The following is a 17754-nucleotide window of genomic DNA, read 5'->3' on the forward strand; positions in this document are numbered from 1 at the left end:
CGTCGGACCGGAGGGCGGGCCTCGCGGCGTCGGGTGCGTGCCCTCGGCGTGCCGGGCCCTGGCCCTCGCACTGGATTGGGCCCGGGCCCGGTGCGAAGGTCGTGCGCCCTCGGCGCCCAGCCGCCGGTAGCGGCCGGCCCAGCGGGCGGCGGTGGTGCGGCTGACCTGGAAGCGTTCGGCGACCCGGCGCAGCGGCCGGCCGTCGTCGACGACACACCGGGCCGGACGCAGCCTGCCGGTCGGCGTCAGCGGGCATCACGGTGGGACACGAGTGCCTCCTGAGTACCGGTCGTGGATGTCGCAATCCACACCGGACCCAGAAGGCCCTCGCCTGTGCAGCACCCGGCACGCGTGTCACCAACGTGCCGGGACCGCACGCCCAGGCCCTGTCGGCCTGGGCCCTGGTTCGTCGGGCGGCCGCGGGGTGGGGACACAGCCCCGCTCCCTACGGCAGCACCCGGCACAACGCCTCCAGCGCCCCCGCCCACGCGCTGTCCGGCGGAGTCGCGTACCCCACCACCAGCGCGTCCAGCGGCTCGGCCCGCGCCTGCGGATGCCGGTGGAAGGACAGGCCGTGCAGAGCCAGGCCCTGCCACGCCGCGGCCTGGATCACCGACTGCTCCATGCCAGGCGGCAGGCGCAGCACCGCGTGCAGGCCGGCCGCGATCCCGCTGACCGTCACCTCGGGCGCGCGGGCGGACACGGACGCGGCGAGGGCGTCGCGACGGCGCCGGTAGCGCAGCCGGGAGGAGCGGACGTGGCGGTCGTACGCACCGGAGGTGATGAACTCGGCCAGGGTGAGCTGCTCCAGCACCCCTACGGTGTCGGTGCCGCCCTTCGCCGCGACCGCTTCCTCCGCCACGGACGGGGGCAGCGCCATCCAGCCCAGGCGCAGTCCGGGGGCCAGGGACTTGCTGGCGGTGCCGAAGTAGATCACGCGGTCGGGGGCGAGGCCCTGCAGGGCGCCGACGGGCTGGCGGTCGTAGCGGAACTCGCCGTCGTAGTCGTCCTCCAGGACCAGCCCTCCGGTGCGCCGCGCCCAGTCCACGACGGCGGCCCGCCGGTCGGGCTGCAGGGGCGTGCCCATGGGGAACTGGTGGGCGGGAGTCAGGAGTACCGCACCGGCGTCGGCCAACTCGCGGGTGTCCGTCCCGAGTTCGTCGAACGGCAGCGCGGGTGTGGCGAGTTCCGCCTGCTGGAGCAGGCCCCGGTGGACGTCGAGGCCGTACGACTCGACCGCCACCGTGCGCACCCCGCGCGCCGCGAGCAGCGCGGCGATGACGCGCAGGGCGTGCGTGAAGCCGGCCATGATCAGGACGGCCTCCGGGTCGGTCCGGACGCCGCGCACGCGGGCGAGATAGCCGGCGAGGGCGGTGCGCAGTTCCGGGCGGCCGCGCGGGTCACCGTAGCCGAGGGCGTGGTACGGGGCGGCGGCGAGGGCGCGTCGGGCGGCCTTGAGCCACTCGGTGCGCGGGAAGGCGGCCAGATCGGGGCTGCCGGGGATGAGGCTGTGGACGGGCCGCTCGGGTTCCCGATGCCGGGGTGCCGCGCCCCGGTCGGCGGGCGGGACCGCCGCCCGCTCCGCCACCCGTGTCCCCGAGCCCTGCCGGGCGGTGAGCCAGCCCTCCGCCACCAGGTCCGCGTAGGCCTCGGCGACGGTGTTGCGGGCGATGCCCAGGTCGGCGGCGAGGGCGCGGGAGGAGGGCAGCCGGATGCCGGGGGCGAGCCGGCCGGTGCGGACGGCGTCGCGCAGGGCGTCGGTCAGGCCCCGGCGCAGCCCGCCCGTTCCGGTCGGTTCGAGGTGCAGGTCGACGCCCAGAGTGGCCCAGGATTCCTCCATGGAAATGGACCATACTCCTGGGCTGCCTCGCTCCTAGGGTCGACGGCATGAGCACTGCACAAGACGACGTCGAGTACGCCAGCGAGCAGGCCCCGCGCATGCAGTGGGCCCAGCACGCCCCCGAGGTCTACAAGGCGATGATCCGACTGGACACCGTCGCCAAGCAGGGGCTGGACCCCAGGCTGTACGAGCTGGTGAAGATCCGCGCCTCGCAGATCAACCACTGCGCCTTCTGCCTCGACATGCACACCAAGGACGCGCTCGCGGCAGGGGAGAGCGTGGAGCGGATCGTGCAGCTCAGCGCCTGGGAGGAGTCCCGGCACTTCTACACCCCGAAGGAACTGGCGGCGATCGAGCTGACCGAGGCGATCACGGTCCTGACGGACGGCTTCGTGCCGGACGAGGTGTACGAGCGGGCGGCCAAGCACTTCGAGGAGGCCGAGCTGGCCCGGCTGATCGCCGCGATCACGGTGATCAACGCCTGGAACCGGTTCGGTGTGACGATCCGGATGACTCCGGGCCACTACCGGCCGGGACAGCACAAGTGACCCGTACGCAACTGCTGGACCCCAAGGTCGGCCGGGCGATGTCCGCGCTCAGCACGGCCGCCAAGCAGGGGCTCGGCGATCCGGTCCTCGCCGAGCTGGTGATGATCCGCGCCTCGCAGATCAACCACTGCGCCTTCTGCCTCGACATGCACCTCCGGGCGGCCCGGAAGGCCGGGGAGTCGGAGGACCGCGTCCAGCTCCTGGACGCGTGGGAGGAGACCGAGGACCTCTACAGCGAACGGGAGCGGGCCGCGCTCGCCCTGACCGAGGCGGTCACCGTGCTGACCGAGGGCTTCGTGCCCGACGAGGTGTACGACAGGGCCGCGGGACACTTCACCGAGGCCGAACTCGCCCACCTCATCGCCCTGATCACCGTCATCAACGGCTGGAACCGCCTGATGGTCAGCCGTCGAGTCCCGCCGGGAGGTTACCTGCCATGAGCAAGGTCGAGGTGTTACGCGCGCTGCACCGAGGGCGTGCACCGGGTGATCCGCTGGTGCTGCCCGGCCCCTGGGACGCGGCCGGCGCGCGGGTGTTCGTCGAGGCCGGGTTCCCGGCGCTGGCCACGCCGAGCGCGGGGGTGGCCGCGTCGCTCGGGTACGCGGACGGGGCGACCCCGGCCGACGAGATGTTCGCGGCCGTCGCCCGGATCACCCGGGCGGTGGACGTACCGGTGTCGGCGGACGTCGAGAGCGGGTACGGGCTCGCGCCGAAGGAACTGGTGGAGCGGCTGCTGGAGGCCGGTGCGGTCGGCTGCAACCTCGAGGACTCGGACGGGGGCGTCCTCAGGGACCCGCGCGAGCAGGCCGAGTTCCTCGCCGAGGTGCGCTCGGCCGCCGCCGACCGGCTGTTCGTCAACGCCCGCGTGGACGTCTTCGTGCACGGCGACAAGGATCCCGAACGGGCCATCGAGCGGGCCGCGTTGTACGTGGCGGCGGGCGCGGACTGCATCTATCCGATCCTCGCTCCCGTCGGCGTGCTGCCCCTGCTGCGGGCCGGGATCCAGGGCCCGGTCAACATGCTGGGCCGCCCGGACGGCGAGGGCCCCTCGGCCACCGCACTCGGCGAACTCGGGGCCACTCGCGTCACCTTCGGGCCGGGACTCCAGCGCAGGGCGACGGCCGCCCTGCGGGAGATCGCCAACTCGCTCGTGTGACGGGGCGGTTCAGGACAGCCACCGCTTCCACACCTCGGGGTGGCTGTCCACCCACTTCTTCGCCGCGTCCTGGGGGGACATCTTCTGGTCGGCGATCATCAGGGAGACCTCGTTCTGGTCCTCGGTCGTCCAGCTGAACTTCTTCAGGAAGGCCGCCGCCTTGCCTCCGGACTTCGCGAAGCCGGCGTTGAGGTACTTCTGCAGCGGGGTGTGCGGGTAGGAGCAGGCGACCTTCGCCGCGTCCGCGTCACAGCCCTCCTTGTACGGCGGCAGCTTCACCTCCGTCATGGGGACCTTCTTGAACAGCCACTGGGGGGCGTACCAGTAGGTCAGGAAGGGCTTCTTCTCCTTGGCGAACTGTTTCATCTGGGTGATCTGGGCGGCCTCGGAGCCGGCGAAGACGACCTGGTAGTCCAGCTTCAGGTTCTTCACCAGCGCCTTGTCGTTGGTGACGTACGACGGGGAGCCGTCCATCAGCTGGCCCTTGCCGCCGCTCTCCGCGGTGCGGAACAAGGAGGCGTACTTGTCGAGGTTCTTCCAGTTCGTGATGTCCGGGTGCTGCCTGACCAGGTAGGTGGGCACGAACCAGCCGATGTGGCCGGTCACCCCGAGGTCGCCGGCGCGTGCGATCGTCTTCTTGTCCTCGACGTACCGCTTCTCCTGGTCCGGGTGGCCCCAGTCCTCCAGGATCGCGTCGACCCGGCCCTGGCTGAGCGCGTCCCAGGCGGGCACCTCGTCGACCTGGACGGTGTCGACGCGGTAGCCCAGCTCGTGCTCCAGGATGTACTGGGCCACGGCGACGTTGGACTGCGCGCCCACCCAGGACTGCACGGACAGGGTGACGCTCTTCGCCCCCTGGGCGTTGGCGAACGGGCTGGCCTGCTTGGTCATGTCGGCGGCGCCGCATCCGGTGACGGTCAGCAGCAGGAGCGAGCCCACCGCGAGGGTCGTACGTACGCGCATGTCAGGCTCCCTTCCCCGGACGGCGCTCGGTCGGCTGGGTCACCCGGTCCAGCGTCAGGCCCAGGCAGACGATCGCGGCACCGGCCACCAGACCGGTCGCCAGGTCGCCCTGCGCGAGACCGAAGGCGACGTTGTAGCCGAGGGCGCCGCCGCCGACCAGGCCGCCGATGATGACGACGGCGAGGACCAGGACGACGCCCTGGTTGAGAGCGAGCAGCAACGACCGCTTGGCGAGCGGGAGCTGGACCTGCCACAGCTGCTGGCGGCCGGTCGCGCCGAGTGAGCGCGCCGACTCGAGCGCGGCCGGGTCGACCTGGCGCAGGCCCTGCGCGGTGATCCGGACGACGGCCGGGAGGGCGTAGACGACGGCCGCGGCGACGGCGGGGGCACGGCCGACGCCGAACAGGGCGACGACCGGGATCAGGTACACGAACTGCGGCATGGTCTGGAACACGTCCAGGACCGGGCGCAGGGCGCGTTCGACGCGGTCGCTGCGGGCGGCGGCGATGCCGGTCGCGAACCCGAGGACCAGGGTGACGGCGACCGCGGCCAGCACCTGGGAGAGGGTGTCGAGGGCCGGCTCCCACACGCCGAGCACGCCGATCGCGGCCATGGCGAGGACAGCCGTCAGGGCGGTGCGCCACGTGCCGATCGACCAGGCCAGGGCGGCGACGATGAGCAGCACCGACCACCAGGGCAGCCACTGCAGCCCGCCGCGGACCGGGTCCAGGATCCAGGTGGTGAAGTGGCCCGCCCAGTCGGCCGTGCCGCCGACGACGGGGACGCCGGAGTAGAGGTGGCCGGTCATCCAGTCGACGGCGCGGTTGACCGGTTCGGCGATGTCGAGCGTGACGCCGGACGGCCAGTCGAGGCGGCCGAGCAGACGGGTGGCCAGGGCGACGGCCACGGTGACGGCCAGGGCGTACGGCCAGCCGACGGTCCGGGAGCGGGCTGCGCCCCTCTCCCCGGCCCCGGCGGCCGAGGTGACACGGTCCAGCACGATCGCGAGCAGCACGATCGGGATGCCGGCGGCGAGGGCCTGGCCCACGTCGACCGAGGCGAGCGCCTGGTAGACGCGGTCGCCGAGGCCGCCCGCGCCGATGACGGACGCGATGACCGCCATCGACAGCGCCATCATGATCGTCTGGTTGAGGCCGAGGAGCAGTTCCTTGCGGGCCAGCGGGATGCGGGCGGTCAGCAGCCGCTGGCGGCGGGTCGCGCCGAGCGACTCCACGGCCTCCAGGACCTCGGGGTCGGCGCCGCGCAGGCCGAGCGCGGTGAGGCGGGCCATCGGCGGGGCGGCGTACACGACGGTGGCGAGGACGGCCGCGGGGACGCCGATGCCGAAGACCAGGACGACGGGGAGGAGGTAGGCGAAGGCGGGCAGCACCTGCATGGTGTCCAGGACTGGGCGCAGGGCACGGTCCAGGCGATCGGAGAGGCCGGCGGCGAGGCCGAGCAGCGCGCCGACGATCACCGAGGCGAGGACGGCTACGACCATGAGCGCGAGGGTCTGCATGGTCGGGACCCACATGCCGAGGAGGCCGCAGGTCAGGAAGGCGATGGCCGTGCCGGCGGCCAGGCGGACCCCGGCGACGCGCCAGGCCAACAAGGCGCCGAAGACCGTGACGCCGGTCCAGCCCGCGGCGAGCAGGGTGAGGTAGACGGCGCGTACGGAGATGACGACCGCGTTGCTGATGTAGCCGAAGAAGTACAGGAACAGCGGGTGGCTGTCCCGGTTGTCGATGACCCAGTTGCTGGCCGAGGCGAGGGGTTTGGCGAGGCTGACGGTCAGGTCGTGGGGCCAGCTCGCGCCGGGCCAGTGGGTGGCGGCCCAGGGGGCGAGGACCGCGGCGACGAGGGCGAGCAGGAGGAGTTTGCCCGCGGTACGGCTCTTGAGGAGGCGGGGTTGGGCGGTACCGGAGGTGGGGACGGTGAGCGTTGCCATCAGACCGCCTCCGGGCTGGTGCGGGGGGCGGGTACGCACACGTCTATGCCTGCCACGACGTCCAGCAGCAGCTCGTGGTCCACGGTTCCGAGGCACGTGCCGTCGTCCACCACGCACGCCGGTTCCCCGGTCTCGGCGACCGTCCTGATCGCGTCCGCGACCAGCGCGTCCGGGGTGAGTGCGCCCGGGTGGTCCGGGCCGCCGCAGGCACCCGCCCTCATCGCCGTACGCACCGTCAGCACCTGCTCGCGCGGCACGTCCCGGACGAATTCGCGGACGTAGTCGTCGGCCGGGGAGCCGACGATCTCCTCCGGCGTGCCGAGCTGGACGACGCGGCCGTCGCGCATCAGGGCGATGCGGTCGCCGAGTTTCAGGGCCTCGCTGAGGTCGTGGGTGATGAAGACCATCGTGCGACCCTCCTCGCGGTGCAGGCGGGCCACCTCGTCCTGCATGTCGCGCCGGATGAGCGGGTCGAGGGCGCTGAACGGCTCGTCGAAGAGCAGGACCTCGGGGTCGACGGCCAACGCGCGCGCGAGCCCCACCCGCTGGCGCTGGCCGCCGGAGAGCTGACCGGGGCGGCGGTGTTCCATGCCTTCGAGACCGACCTTGGCGACGACCTCGGTGGCCCGTGCACGCCGTTCGGCCTTGCCGACGCCCTGGATCTCCAGGCCGTAGGCCACGTTGTCGAGGACCGTGCGGTGCGGGAGCAGGCCGAAGTGCTGGAAGACCATGGCGGCGCGGTGCCGGCGCAGTGCGCGCAGGCGGCCCTTGTCCATGGCGCGGACGTCCTCGCCGTCGATGGCGATCGTGCCCGCCGTGGGCTCGATCAGGCGGGTCAGGCAGCGTACGAGGGTGGACTTGCCGGAGCCGGACAGGCCCATGACGACGAAGACCTCGCCCTTGCGGACGTCGAAGGAGACGTCCCGGACGGCCGCCGTGCAGCCGGTGCGGGCGCGCAGGTCGGCGGGTTCGAGGGCGGCCAGTTCGGTGTCGGCGGGGATCCGGTCCGGCTTGGGGCCGAAGACCTTCCACAGGCCGGACACCGAGAAGACCGGCGTGTCGGTGGTGGGCGGCTTGCGGGTGGGAACAGTGAGCGCCATCAGGCGTCACCTCCGATCAGGTCGACGGCCTTCTCCCCGACCATGAGCACCCCGATCATCGGGTTCACGGCGGGCATGGTCGGAAAGACGGACGCGTCGGCGATACGGATGCCGTCGAGTCCGCGGATCTTCAACTCAGGGTCTACGACGGCGAGTTCGTCGTCGGTGGCGCCCATCTTGCAGGTGCCGGCCGGGTGGTAGACCGTGTGCGCGACCTTGCGGGCGTACTCGCTCAGCTCGGCGTCGCCGAGGATCTCCGGGCCGGGGCAGACCTCGCGCTTGAGCCAGCCGGCGAGGGGCTCGGCCTTGGCGATCTCGCGGGCGATGCGGATGCCGTCGACCAGGGTCCGGCCGTCGTGGTCGTCCTCGTCGGTGAAGTAGCGGAAGTCCAGGGCGGGCTTCACGGACGGGTCGGCGCTGGTGAGGTAGAGGCGGCCACGGGACTTCGGCTTGGGGATGTTCGGGGTCATCGAGACGCCGTACTGCGGGCGTTCGTAGCCGAGGCGCTCGGGGTTGTCCGTGAACGGGATCTGGTAGAAGTGGAACATCAGGTCCGGACCCGCGTGTTCGGGGTCGCGGCGCACGAACAGGCCCGCGTCGGAGTCCATCGCGGAGTTCTCCGGGATCGGGCCGTGGGTCTCCCAGACGATGACCGACTCGGGGTGGTCCAGCAGGTTCTCACCGACGCCCGGCAGGTCGAGGACGACGGGGATGCCGAGGGCCTCCAGGTCCTCGCGGGGCCCGATGCCCGAGTGCAGCAGCAGGCGCGGGGAGTCGACGGCGCCGGCGCACAGCACGACCTCGTTGCGGGCGCGGACCAGCAGTTCCTCGCCGTCCTTGGTGCGCACGTGGACGCCCTCGGCGCGGGTGCCGTCCAGCTCCAGCCTGTGGGCCCAGGTCTCCAGGAAGATGGTCAGGTTGGGGCGTTCGTCCATCACCGGGTGCAGGTACGCGACCGAGGCCGAGGACCGCTTGTTGGTCTCGGGGTGGTAGGCGAGGTCGAAGAAGCCGACGCCCTCGGTGAACGGCTTGCGGTTGAAGCCCTCGATGCGGGGTACCCCGAGTGCTGCCTGGGCGGCGTCGACGAAGTCCCGGGCGATGGCGTTCCGGTCCTTCTCGTCGACGGAGACGATGTTGTTCTTCAGACGGGCGAAGTAGGCCTCCATGGGGACGGCGCCCCAGCCCTTGGCGCCGGCCGCCTCCCACTCGTCCCAGTCGGACGGCAGCGGTTTGAAGGAGATGAGGGTGTTGTGGGAGGAGCAGCCGCCGAGCACGCGGGCGCGGCTGTGCCGGATGTGGGAGTTGCCGCGCGGCTGCTCCACCGTGGGGTAGTCGTAGTCGAGTTCGCCGCCGAGCAGGCCCATCCAGCGGCGCAGGGTGAGGACGTCGTCGCGGCCGACGTCGCTCGGGCCGCCCTCGATGACGGCGACGGTGACGTCCGGGTTCTCGGTGAGGCGGGAAGCGATCACGGAACCTGCGGTTCCGCCGCCGATGACGACGTAGTCGTAGGTGTGGGGGTTGGACTCGGGCATCGGGGTACTACTCCAGGGCGTGGGGGAAGAGGTCGGCCTCGTCCGGTTTCGCCGGTCCGCCGGTTCAGCCGGCGAACCAGCGCACCGGCTTCGGCGCAAGGTTCTGGTAGACGTGCTTGGTCTCGCGGTACTCGGCGAGTCCGGCGGGCCCCAGCTCGCGGCCGGTGCCGCTCTTGCCGAAGCCGCCCCATTCCGCCTGCGGCAGATAGGGGTGGAAGTCGTTGATCCAGACGGTGCCGTGGCGCAGCCGGCCGGCGACCCGGCGGGCCCGGCCCGCGTCCGCGGTCCAGACGGCGCCGGCGAGGCCGTACTCGGTGTCGTTGGCGAGGAACACGGCCTCGTCCTCGGTGCGGAACGTCTCGACGGTGAGGACCGGACCGAAGACCTCCTCTCGTACGACAGTCATCTCGCGGTGGCAGGCGTCGAGGACGGTCGGCTCGTAGAAGTAGCCGGTCCCGGGGCGGTCCGCGGCGGGCTCCGGCCGCTTGCCGCCGCAGCGCAGCACCGCGCCCTCCTCCAGCGCGCCGGCGACGTGGGCCTCGACCTTGGCGCGCTGCTGCTCGGAGACGAGCGGACCGCACTCGACGCCGTCCGCGGTGCCGCGGCCGAGCCTGATCCGCTCTGCCCGGCGGGCGAGTTCGGCGACGAAGCGCTCGCGGACGGACTCCTCGACGATGAGGCGAGCGCCGGCCGAGCAGACCTGGCCGCTGTGGATGAATGCCGCGTTGAGGGCCTGGTCGACGGCGGTGTCGAAGCCCTCTTCGGTGGCGCAGGAGTCGGCGAAGACGACGTTGGGGTTCTTGCCGCCGAGTTCGAGGGCGACCTTCTTCACGGTCGGGGCGGCGGCCTGGGCGACCTTGGTGCCGCTGACCAGGCCGCCGGTGAAGGAGACCAGGTCGACGTCGGGATGCTCGGCGAGCCGGGCACCGACGCTGTGGCCGGGGCCGGTGACGATGCCGGCGACTCCGGCGGGCAGGCCTGCCTCCGCCAGCAGCTCGATCAGCGCGATGGTGGTCATCGGGGTGATCTCGCTGGGCTTGATCACGAAGGTGTTGCCGGCGGCGAGCGCCGGGGCGATCTTCCAACTGGCCTGGAGGAGCGGGTAGTTCCAGGGAGTGATCAGCGCACAGACGCCGACCGGCTCATGGACGACGACGCTGTGGATGTCGGGCGAGCCCGCGTCCACGACCCGGCCGGGTGCCTCGGCGGCGACCAGGTCGGCGAAGTAGCGGAAGGCGTCGGCGACACAGTCGATGTCGATCCGGCCCTCCTCGACGGTCTTGCCCGCGTCCCGGCTCTCCAGCAGGCCGAGTTCCTCGCGGTCGCGCACCAGCAGGTCGGCGACGCGGCGCAGCAGAGAGGCGCGTTCGGCGACCGGGGTGCGGGGCCAGGGGCCGTGGTCGAAGGCCTGCCGGGCGGCGGCCACCGCGCGCTCGGCGTCCTTCTCGTCGCCCTCGGCGACCACGGCGAACGGCCGGGCGTCCGCAGGGTCGAGGATCTCGCGCGTCGCGCCGGAGACCGCCGCCAGCCACTCGCCGCCCGCGTGGATGGTCGCCTGGGCCTGTCGTTCCGTTCTGTCCGCCATGATCGGTGTTGCCTTCCGTTCCTGATCCGTTCCCGTGTGTCACACAGGTGTCACCCTCGGGGACCGGCACCGCCTGCCCCGACCCGGTGGCGGGCATGCGTAATCGGTGACCGAAGGTGCGCCAGGTCACTGAAAATTCCATCGAAAACAGACAGACGCGAGCCTTTGGCTACCGAACGTGCCGGTTCGGCGACACCGTCGACCTGGACAGGCGTGAGGGCCTTCGCACGGCGTGCCGTCGGCGAGAAGCGGCTGCGCGCTCTCGGGGAGAGCGGCCGGGCGGTGCGGGCCCGGGAGTGGACGGAGAGGCGGCTGCGGGGCGTGGCGCGGGCGTACACCGACAGGCGATCTTGTGGTCGTCGGTCTTCGTCCGATCCCGTTCGCGCACGACGTCTACGGCAGGCGGCTCGTCGCCTACTGCCGGGGGCAGGGCCCGAACACCCAGGGCGCCGCCATCCGGCGACGGTACGGTCTGGTGGTCGAACTCGGGCTTCCCTACGACGGCTATGACGGGGTGCTCAGGAACGGTCAGACGCGCACGAAGTGATTCCCCGACCTCCCCGACTCCATCAACTCCCGCACGCACGCGCGCAGCCAGGCGTGCGCGGGGTCGGCGTCGTGCCGGGGGTGCCAGGCGAAGCCCACCTCGACCGAGGGGAGCCGGAGCGGGATCTCGAAGGCGACCAGGCCGAGGGAGTCGGCCAGCGGGCGGCCGTAGGAGGTGATCAGCCCGATCAGGTCGGAATGGCGCAGCACGAACAGCGAGGCCGGGTAGGTGCCGACGCTGCCCACCACCCGGCGGGCCAGGCCGAGTTCGGCCAGGGCCTCGTCGATCGGCCCGCTCTGCCGGCCGCGCCGGGAGACGATGAGGTGCCCCGCGTCCGCCGCGAACCGCTGGGGCGTCAACTCCCTTCCAGCAGCGGGTGCCCGGCCCGTACGACCCCCAGGCCTGGTCGTGGCCCTGTTCGGCATCATCGAGGGCCCGACGTACGGCTGGACCTCCCCGCGCATCCTGGGTGCCTTCGCGGCCGGCGCACTGGTGATCGCCGTCTTCACGGCCCACGCCCTGCGCGCGCCGGCACCCTTCTTCGACCCGCGGGTCTTCGCCTCGACGCGCCTGCGGGCGGCCTCCCTCGGCACGGCCACCGGCTTCTTCGGGCTGTTCTCCCTGTTCTTCGTCAACTCGCAGTACCTGCAGGACGTGAAGGGCTTCGGCGCCGCCCTCACCGGGGTGGCGATCATGCCGCTGGTGGTCGGGATGGCCGCCGCCCAGCAGCTGGCCACCCGCTGGGCCGACCGTCCCCGCCCGGTCATCGGCACCGGTCTCGCCCTTATCGGCCTCGGCCTGCTCGGCGCGTCCACGGCCGACGCGGGCACGCCGTACGCGGTGTTCGTGTGCTGGCTGCTGGTCATCTCGGCGGGCGCCGGGCTGTCCATGCCGGCGCTGACCATCGGCGTGGTCACTTCGCTCCCGCCCCACCAGGCCGGCCTCGGCTCCGGCCTCGGCACGACGGCCCGGGAGACCGGCGCGGCACTGGGCGTGGCCGTCACCGGCACGGTCCTGTCCGCCCACGCCGACCTGCTGCACGGCATGGGGCCGGCGCTGCGGACTGTGGGGGTGGTGGTGCTGGCGGCCACGGCACTGGTGATCGCCGGGTACGGAAAGCGCCCCGCGGGGGCGCGGGGCCGTGCCGGTGTGCGGCTCCGCCGCGGGGCGCGAGCAACCACGAGCGACCGCCACCCGGCAGCGAGCGCCCACCCCCACGGCGGGTAGCCGAAACGCTCCCGCACACGGCGACGCCCGGCATCCCCACGGCGGGACGCCGGGCGTCAGCTGCCTCTACGGAACTCTCAGATGAGGCCCAGCGAGCGAACCGCCTCGCGCTCCTCCTCCAGCTCCTTCACCGACGCGTCGATGCGGGCGCGGGAGAACTCGTTGATGTCCAGACCCTGGACGATCTCGTACTTGCCGTCCTTCGTGGTGACCGGGAAGGAGGAGATCAGGCCCTCCGGGACGCCGTAGGAACCGTCGGAGGGGATGCCCATCGACGTCCAGTCGCCCTCCGCGGTGCCGTTCACCCAGGTGTACACGTGGTCGATCGCGGCGTTGGCGGCGGAGGCGGCCGACGAGGCACCACGGGCCTCGATGATCGCGGCACCGCGCTTGGCCACGGTCGGGATGAAGTCCTCGGCCAGCCACTTCTCGTCGTTCACGACCTCGGCGGCGTTCTTGCCGGCGACCGTGGCGTGGAAGATGTCCGGGTACTGCGTGGCGGAGTGGTTGCCCCAGATGGTCAGGCGCTTGATGTCGGCGACCGTGGAGCCGGTCTTCTTCGCCAGCTGGGTGAGCGCGCGGTTGTGGTCCAGGCGGGTCATCGCCGTGAAGCGCTCGGCCGGGACGTCGGGCGCGGCGGCCTGCGCGATGAGCGCGTTGGTGTTGGCCGGGTTGCCGACGACCAGGACCTTGATGTCGTCCGCGGCGTGGTCGTTGATGGCCTTGCCCTGCGGCTTGAAGATGCCGCCGTTGGCCTCCAGCAGGTCACCGCGCTCCATGCCCTTCGTACGCGGACGAGCACCCACCAGCAGGGCTACGTTGGCGCCGTCGAAGGCCACGTTCGGGTCGTCCGTGATGTCGATGCCCTGGAGCAGCGGGAAGGCGCAGTCGTCCAGCTCCATGGCCGTGCCCTCGGCGGCCTTCAGGGCCGGGGTGATCTCCAGCAGGCGCAGCTTGACCGGCACGTCCGCGCCGAGCAGCTGGCCGGAGGCGATGCGGAAGAGCAGGGCGTAACCGATCTGGCCGGCCGCGCCGGTGACGGTGACGTTCACGGGAGTGCGGGTCATGGCGTTCTCCGTATGACAGCTGGCGGTGGGGCGTCCCTGCCCCGGACGGATGATCGATCTCTTGGCGTCAAGAGATCGATCCAGCCGTCAGGCTATCGCGCATCCGGCATGCGAGACGTCCCGGGCCGTGTGGCTCACCCCACAAGTCGGACACATGTCGAAAGAAGTGGCGGCCGCCCGTCCGGGAGAGGGGGAGAGGACCGGGGCGGCCGCCAAGTGGGGGTACCGGTTTGCCGGACTCCCGTGGGGGTACTCGACGCGTGCCCAGGATCGGCGGGGGCCATGCGCGCCGCGCCGGAATTTCCTTCTCCCGTTTCCGGGAGCCGCTCACCGCGTCGTCCTGGTGCCGTCCGACTTCGTGCACCGTCCTACTTCGTGCACCCCGTCCGGCCTGAGGCGAGCGTCGCGCAGGCCTTGGCCTGTGCCGCGTCCTTGACGGCGACCATCGGCGTGTAGGCGATGGTGTCGCCGGCCCCGCCGGTCTCGCCGCTCTGCCGTACCGCCCCGGCGGAGACCTCGACCCGGTCTCCCTGGGCGGCGCCGGTGATCCGGCCCCAGGCGGTGCCGCAGGTCTTGCTGTATCGGACCTCCAGGGTGGTGGTGCCGACGGTGGCGGTCTTGGCGGTGCTCACCAGGTCACCGCTGCACCCCATGGCCTCGGCGTCCTTGCCGTCGCAGGCGGCGCCGGTGCACTTGACCCCGGGCGGGGGGCTCGCGTGCCTCGTCGCGGTGGGGGACGGCCGCTTGGCGGCGCCCTCGTGCCGCGCACCGCCGCGGTGGGTGAAGAAGAAGACGGCGGCGATGACGACGAGCACACCGACGAGCCCCGAGAGAAACATGATCACCCGCTGCCGTCCCGCGCTCCCCGCGGCCGGGCGGGTCGCCGGTGGCGGCCCGTCGTACGGATTCCGGGTGCCCGGAGTCCACGCCGGGCCGTCGGGAGCCGCGTCGGTTCCCGCGCCGTCCGCGGCGGCGGCACCGGCGTCCGCGCGTGCCGCCGTGCCGGGGCGGCCGCTCGCCCCCGACGGACCCTGATATCCGGCGAGACCCCAGGAGTTGGCGCCCGAGGTCCCGCCGCGCCCGGCACCGTCCCGCCCGGCCGCGTCGCGGCCCGCCCCCTCGCGGGCGTCGGCGTCGGGGGCCGTCGGCTGGGGCGGGATCGTCGGGGAGACACCGGCCGGACCGGCGATCCCCGTGGCCGCGCCGGTGCCGCCCGCCTTGCGGCCGGACGAGGCACCGGACGGCCCCTTGCTCGCCTCCGCCGCCCCGAACTCCCCCAGCGCGGCGCGCGCCTGGGAGATACGGATCGCCTCCATGGTGCGGTCGTGCCGCATCTCCGCCCGGCTCCAGGCGCGTTCGGCCAGCTCCCACATCGTGGTCAGGTGCACCGGGTTGGTGCCGGTGACCTCGGCGAGCGCGACGACCGCGCCCTTGGGCGCGAGGAGCCGGCCGCCCAGGTAACGCTCCCAGGACGTCTTGCTGTAGCCCGTGCGGTCGGCGAGCGCCGCGACACTCAGGCCGCTGCGGTCCACCAGCCGCCGCACCTGGCTGGTGAACTCCTTGATCTGCGGATCGAGATCGTCGGGCAGATCTTTCCAACGAGGCATCGCTTCCCCCCTACTTCCCCCGTCCTGGCTACCCACAAGGATGCGTCACCTAAGGATCCCAGTTCCCGGAAGGGGGGCGCACGGGAGCATGCCGGTGCGCGCGGACACCGTGGCGGAACGGTCACTTCCGTGCCACAGCGCAAGGACAGGCGTTGAACAGGCGGTTCATGGACGGGAGGGTGATGGCCGACGGCGGCTCGCCCCTCTTCGGGGGTGGGGGCGAGCCGCCGTCCGGCCGTCCGGGGCCACCAGCCCCGTCTCGTACGCCGGCACCCGAGGCCGGGTCGGGCGCCGGCGGGGCCCCATCGGGCGGTCGTGACGTCCGAGGCACGAGGCCGAGGAGACACGCCGGTGGCCCGCGTCCCCGGGGGAGGCGCGGGCCACCGGCGGTGCTGTGCGTCCTGGCGCTACTTGTTGCTGAGCGTGACGTGCAGGAGGTCCTTCAGGAAGGGTATCTGCAGCCACGGATCGGGCTGGGCCATCATCGCCAGCAGGACGATCGCCAGGCCGAGGACGCCGTAGGTGGCGATGTCCGTGAAGCGGGAGCGGACGGCGAGCATGCCGACGCTCGGCAGTATCCAGCGCATGACCGCCCCGGCCAGCAGGGCCGCGCCGACCAGCAGGGTGCCGAAGCGGAACGTGTCGAGCGCGGTCAGCAGCAGGCCGAGCGCGACCCCGCCGAGCACCACGAGCAGGGGCCACTGCCGCGCCGGGGCCGGGGCGTCCCCGGACGCGGCCCGGCCGCCGCCCTCCGGTCGCGCGGTGTCCCTGGTGATCCGCGGGAAGCGGCGGGTGGTCCGCCGGGGGCGCCCCTCGGCGTCCGGGGCGCTGATCGCGTCGCGCACGGTCGGCTCACCGCCGTGCGCCCGCTCAGCCGGCACTGCGCTCCGCCGCCTCGACCACGTTGACCAGCAGCTGCGCCCGGGTCATCGGGCCCACACCGCCGGGGTTCGGGGAGATCCAGCCGGCCACCTCGGCGACGTCAGGGTGCACATCGCCGACGATCTTGCCCTCGGCGTTGCGGGAGACACCGACGTCCAGGATGGCGGCGCCGGGCTTGACGTCCTCGGCGCGGATCAGGTGCGGGAAGCCGGCCGCCGCGATGATGATGTCGGCCCGCTTCAGGTGGGCGGACAGATCGCGGGTGCCGGTGTGGCACTGGGTCACGGTGGCGTTCTCACTGCGCCGGGTGAGCAGCAGCGGCATCGGCCGGCCGATGGTGACACCGCGGCCGACGACCACGACCTCGGCGCCCTTGATCTCCACGCCGTGGCGGCGCAGCAGGGTCAGGATGCCGTTCGGGGTGCAGGGCAGCGGGGCGGGCTCGTTCAGCACCAGCCGGCCGAGGTTCATCGGGTGCAGACCGTCGGCGTCCTTGGCCGGGTCCATCAGCTCCAGGATGCGGTTCTCGTCGATGCCCTTGGGCAGCGGCAGCTGGACGATGTAACCGGTGCAGGCCGGGTCCTCGTTCAGCTCCCGTACGACCGCCTCGATCTCCTCCTGGGTGGCCGTGGCGGGCAGTTCGCGCTGGATCGAGGCGATACCGACCTGCGCGCAGTCGCGGTGCTTGCCGGCGACGTACTTCTGGCTGCCGGGGTCGTCCCCGACCAGGATCGTGCCGAGGCCGGGCGTGACGCCCCTCTCCTTCAGCGCCGCCACGCGGGCGGTCAGATCGGACTTGATCGCGGCTGCGGTGGCCTTGCCATCGAGAATCTGGGCGGTCATACCCCCATCCTCGCGGATGACCCGGCCGTGGTTCCAATCCGGGTGGCCGACGACGGGGCCGCCGTGGTCACCGCTTGATCATGGATGTTGCACTTGCACAACGGCCTGTGCTTCCGACTGGACAAGAATCAGCCTTTCCCCTGACGATGAGCGGCGCAGTACCGCGGTCTGGTTGGGGGGCAAACCGCTCAGATCCTGATGTTCCTCCGTGCCTTCCGCGCCGTCCCCGCCATGTCAACGGAGGAATCCCGCCATGAGTTTCGGCTCGCCCAACCCCGGCTACGGTCAGCCCCAGGACCCCAACCAGCCGTACGGCCACCCGCAGCAGGGGCAGGCCGGATACGGCTACCCGCAGGCGCCCGGTGTGCCGCCTCAGGGCGGTTACGGCTACCCGCAACAGCCGGCCGGTTACGGCTACCAGCCCGTCCAGCCGTCGTACGCCAACTGGGGCCAGCGGTTCGCGGGCACGCTCGTGGACGGGCTCGTGTTCGCCGTGCCCTACATCCTCGTCCTCGTCGGGCGGAACGTGCCGGCGCTGATCGCGATCGGCGGCCTGGCCATCCTCGGCATCGCGATCTGGCAGCTGATCATGGAGGGCCGCACCGGCCAGACCGTCGGCAAGAAGGTGCTCGGCATCCGTCTGGTGCGCGAGAGCGACGGACAGCCGATCGGCGTCGGCATGGCCTTCGTCCGCCGTATCGCGCACTTCCTGGACAGCCTGCCCTGCTACCTGGGCTGGCTGTGGCCGGCGTGGGACGCCAAGCGCCAGACGTTCGCCGACAAGGTGTGCTCGACGATCGTGATCCGCTCGAACTGACCGGCGGCCCGAGGGCCGCACGGGCCAGTTCGCGCCAATTCACCGCCGAGGGCCGTGTCTCACCCGTCCAGGGGGAGGCACGGCCCTGGCGT

Annotated in this window: 16 protein-coding genes and 2 pseudogenes; 6 read left to right on the plus strand and 12 right to left on the minus strand. The window is 72.4% G+C overall.

Features of this window, described 5'->3' with window-relative positions; translation table 11 throughout:
* Positions 1–63: 63 nt before the first annotated feature.
* Together AB0L59_RS06680 and AB0L59_RS06685 are read right to left on the minus strand one after the other, a co-directional pair.
* Positions 64–249: pseudogene (locus AB0L59_RS06680) on the minus strand (helix-turn-helix domain-containing protein); the annotation flags it as partial.
* 196 nt (positions 250–445) lie between these two features.
* Positions 446–1840 (minus strand): PLP-dependent aminotransferase family protein, encoded by a 1395-nt coding sequence (locus AB0L59_RS06685; protein ID WP_365580073.1) that lies wholly within the window; start codon positions 1838–1840, stop codon positions 446–448.
* A gap of 47 nt (positions 1841–1887) precedes the next feature.
* Between AB0L59_RS06685 and AB0L59_RS06690 the strand changes: the two genes are divergently transcribed.
* The 3 genes from AB0L59_RS06690 to AB0L59_RS06700 are packed head-to-tail and all read left to right on the plus strand — an operon-like array spanning position 1888 to position 3544.
* A complete protein-coding gene (locus AB0L59_RS06690; protein ID WP_365580076.1) occupies positions 1888–2388 on the plus strand; it encodes a carboxymuconolactone decarboxylase family protein in 501 nt (166 codons plus the stop codon).
* Positions 2385–2828 carry a carboxymuconolactone decarboxylase family protein gene (locus AB0L59_RS06695; RefSeq protein ID WP_365580079.1) on the plus strand — a complete coding sequence of 148 codons (444 nt, stop codon included), beginning with the start codon at positions 2385–2387 and terminating at the stop codon, positions 2826–2828. The genes AB0L59_RS06690 and AB0L59_RS06695 overlap by 4 nt, the downstream gene beginning before the upstream one ends.
* Positions 2825–3544 carry an isocitrate lyase/phosphoenolpyruvate mutase family protein gene (locus AB0L59_RS06700; protein ID WP_365580082.1) on the plus strand — a complete coding sequence of 240 codons (720 nt, stop codon included), beginning with the start codon at positions 2825–2827 and terminating at the stop codon, positions 3542–3544. Before AB0L59_RS06695 ends, AB0L59_RS06700 begins: the two co-directional genes overlap by 4 nt.
* 9 nt (positions 3545–3553) lie before the next feature.
* On the opposite strand, the gene AB0L59_RS06705 is transcribed toward AB0L59_RS06700, so the two are convergent.
* The 5 genes from AB0L59_RS06705 to AB0L59_RS06725 form a co-directional block, all read right to left on the minus strand.
* A complete protein-coding gene (locus AB0L59_RS06705; RefSeq protein WP_365580085.1) occupies positions 3554–4507 on the minus strand; it encodes an ABC transporter substrate-binding protein in 954 nt (317 codons plus the stop codon).
* 1 nt (position 4508) lies between these two features.
* On the minus strand, positions 4509–6455 hold the full coding sequence (locus AB0L59_RS06710) for an ABC transporter permease subunit (protein WP_365580088.1): 1947 nt from the start codon (positions 6453–6455) through the stop codon (positions 4509–4511).
* Positions 6455–7555, minus strand: a complete 1101-nt coding sequence (locus AB0L59_RS06715) for a glycine betaine/L-proline ABC transporter ATP-binding protein (RefSeq protein ID WP_365580090.1) — start codon at positions 7553–7555, stop codon at positions 6455–6457. Before AB0L59_RS06715 ends, AB0L59_RS06710 begins: the two co-directional genes overlap by 1 nt.
* Positions 7555–9087 carry a GMC oxidoreductase gene (locus AB0L59_RS06720; RefSeq protein ID WP_365580092.1) on the minus strand — a complete coding sequence of 511 codons (1533 nt, stop codon included), beginning with the start codon at positions 9085–9087 and terminating at the stop codon, positions 7555–7557. The genes AB0L59_RS06715 and AB0L59_RS06720 overlap by 1 nt, the downstream gene beginning before the upstream one ends.
* Before the next feature lie 64 nt (positions 9088–9151).
* Positions 9152–10672: an aldehyde dehydrogenase family protein gene (locus AB0L59_RS06725; protein WP_365580094.1), complete on the minus strand. Its 1521-nt coding sequence runs from the start codon at positions 10670–10672 to the stop codon at positions 9152–9154.
* 352 nt (positions 10673–11024) lie between these two features.
* Between AB0L59_RS06725 and AB0L59_RS06730 the strand changes: the two genes are divergently transcribed.
* Entirely contained in the window at positions 11025–11219 is a 195-nt protein-coding gene (locus AB0L59_RS06730) for a hypothetical protein (protein ID WP_365580096.1), read from the plus strand.
* On the opposite strand, the gene AB0L59_RS06735 is transcribed toward AB0L59_RS06730, so the two are convergent.
* The gene (locus tag AB0L59_RS06735; RefSeq protein ID WP_365580099.1) at positions 11201–11578 is read right to left on the minus strand and encodes a LysR substrate-binding domain-containing protein; all 378 of its coding nucleotides are present in this window, start codon (positions 11576–11578) and stop codon (positions 11201–11203) included. The two genes, AB0L59_RS06730 and AB0L59_RS06735, sit on opposite strands and share 19 nt — an antisense overlap.
* Before the next feature lie 40 nt (positions 11579–11618).
* On the opposite strand from AB0L59_RS06735, the pseudogene AB0L59_RS06740 reads away from it, so the two are divergent.
* Positions 11619–12446 (plus strand): annotated as a pseudogene (locus tag AB0L59_RS06740) (MFS transporter); the annotation flags it as partial.
* 77 nt (positions 12447–12523) lie between these two features.
* Here AB0L59_RS06740 and AB0L59_RS06745 read toward each other — a convergent pair.
* The 4 genes from AB0L59_RS06745 to AB0L59_RS06760 form a co-directional block, all read right to left on the minus strand.
* Positions 12524–13513 (minus strand): malate dehydrogenase, encoded by a 990-nt coding sequence (locus AB0L59_RS06745; protein WP_208899197.1) that lies wholly within the window; start codon positions 13511–13513, stop codon positions 12524–12526.
* 368 nt (positions 13514–13881) lie between these two features.
* Positions 13882–15120 (minus strand): DUF2690 domain-containing protein, encoded by a 1239-nt coding sequence (locus AB0L59_RS06750; RefSeq protein WP_365580103.1) that lies wholly within the window; start codon positions 15118–15120, stop codon positions 13882–13884.
* Between the two features lie 407 nt (positions 15121–15527).
* Positions 15528–16001 (minus strand): DUF3017 domain-containing protein, encoded by a 474-nt coding sequence (locus AB0L59_RS06755; protein ID WP_365580106.1) that lies wholly within the window; start codon positions 15999–16001, stop codon positions 15528–15530.
* The gene (locus tag AB0L59_RS06760) at positions 15991–16845 is read right to left on the minus strand and encodes a bifunctional methylenetetrahydrofolate dehydrogenase/methenyltetrahydrofolate cyclohydrolase (RefSeq protein WP_365580108.1); all 855 of its coding nucleotides are present in this window, start codon (positions 16843–16845) and stop codon (positions 15991–15993) included. The genes AB0L59_RS06755 and AB0L59_RS06760 overlap by 11 nt, the downstream gene beginning before the upstream one ends.
* Before the next feature lie 253 nt (positions 16846–17098).
* Between AB0L59_RS06760 and AB0L59_RS06765 the strand changes: the two genes are divergently transcribed.
* Positions 17099–17662, plus strand: coding sequence for an RDD family protein (locus tag AB0L59_RS06765; RefSeq protein ID WP_365580111.1), 564 nt, complete (start codon positions 17099–17101; stop codon positions 17660–17662).
* Positions 17663–17754: the final 92 nt, after the last annotated feature.

This window comes from Streptomyces sp. NPDC052109 (assembly GCF_040680195.1).
Classification (GTDB): Bacteria; Actinomycetota; Actinomycetes; order Streptomycetales; family Streptomycetaceae; genus Streptomyces.

Coding starts and splice junctions, on each gene's coding strand:
- AB0L59_RS06685 (WP_365580073.1), bottom strand. CDS start 1,840: ATGGAGGAATCCTGGGCCACTCTGGGCGTCGACCTGCACCTCGAACCG.
- AB0L59_RS06690 (WP_365580076.1), top strand. CDS start 1,888: ATGAGCACTGCACAAGACGACGTCGAGTACGCCAGCGAGCAGGCCCCG.
- AB0L59_RS06700 (WP_365580082.1), top strand. CDS start 2,825: ATGAGCAAGGTCGAGGTGTTACGCGCGCTGCACCGAGGGCGTGCACCG.
- AB0L59_RS06705 (WP_365580085.1), bottom strand. CDS start 4,507: ATGCGCGTACGTACGACCCTCGCGGTGGGCTCGCTCCTGCTGCTGACC.
- AB0L59_RS06710 (WP_365580088.1), bottom strand. CDS start 6,455: ATGGCAACGCTCACCGTCCCCACCTCCGGTACCGCCCAACCCCGCCTC.
- AB0L59_RS06715 (WP_365580090.1), bottom strand. CDS start 7,555: ATGGCGCTCACTGTTCCCACCCGCAAGCCGCCCACCACCGACACGCCG.
- AB0L59_RS06720 (WP_365580092.1), bottom strand. CDS start 9,087: ATGCCCGAGTCCAACCCCCACACCTACGACTACGTCGTCATCGGCGGC.
- AB0L59_RS06725 (WP_365580094.1), bottom strand. CDS start 10,672: ATGGCGGACAGAACGGAACGACAGGCCCAGGCGACCATCCACGCGGGC.
- AB0L59_RS06745 (WP_208899197.1), bottom strand. CDS start 13,513: ATGACCCGCACTCCCGTGAACGTCACCGTCACCGGCGCGGCCGGCCAG.
- AB0L59_RS06750 (WP_365580103.1), bottom strand. CDS start 15,120: ATGCCTCGTTGGAAAGATCTGCCCGACGATCTCGATCCGCAGATCAAG.
- AB0L59_RS06760 (WP_365580108.1), bottom strand. CDS start 16,845: ATGACCGCCCAGATTCTCGATGGCAAGGCCACCGCAGCCGCGATCAAG.
- AB0L59_RS06765 (WP_365580111.1), top strand. CDS start 17,099: ATGAGTTTCGGCTCGCCCAACCCCGGCTACGGTCAGCCCCAGGACCCC.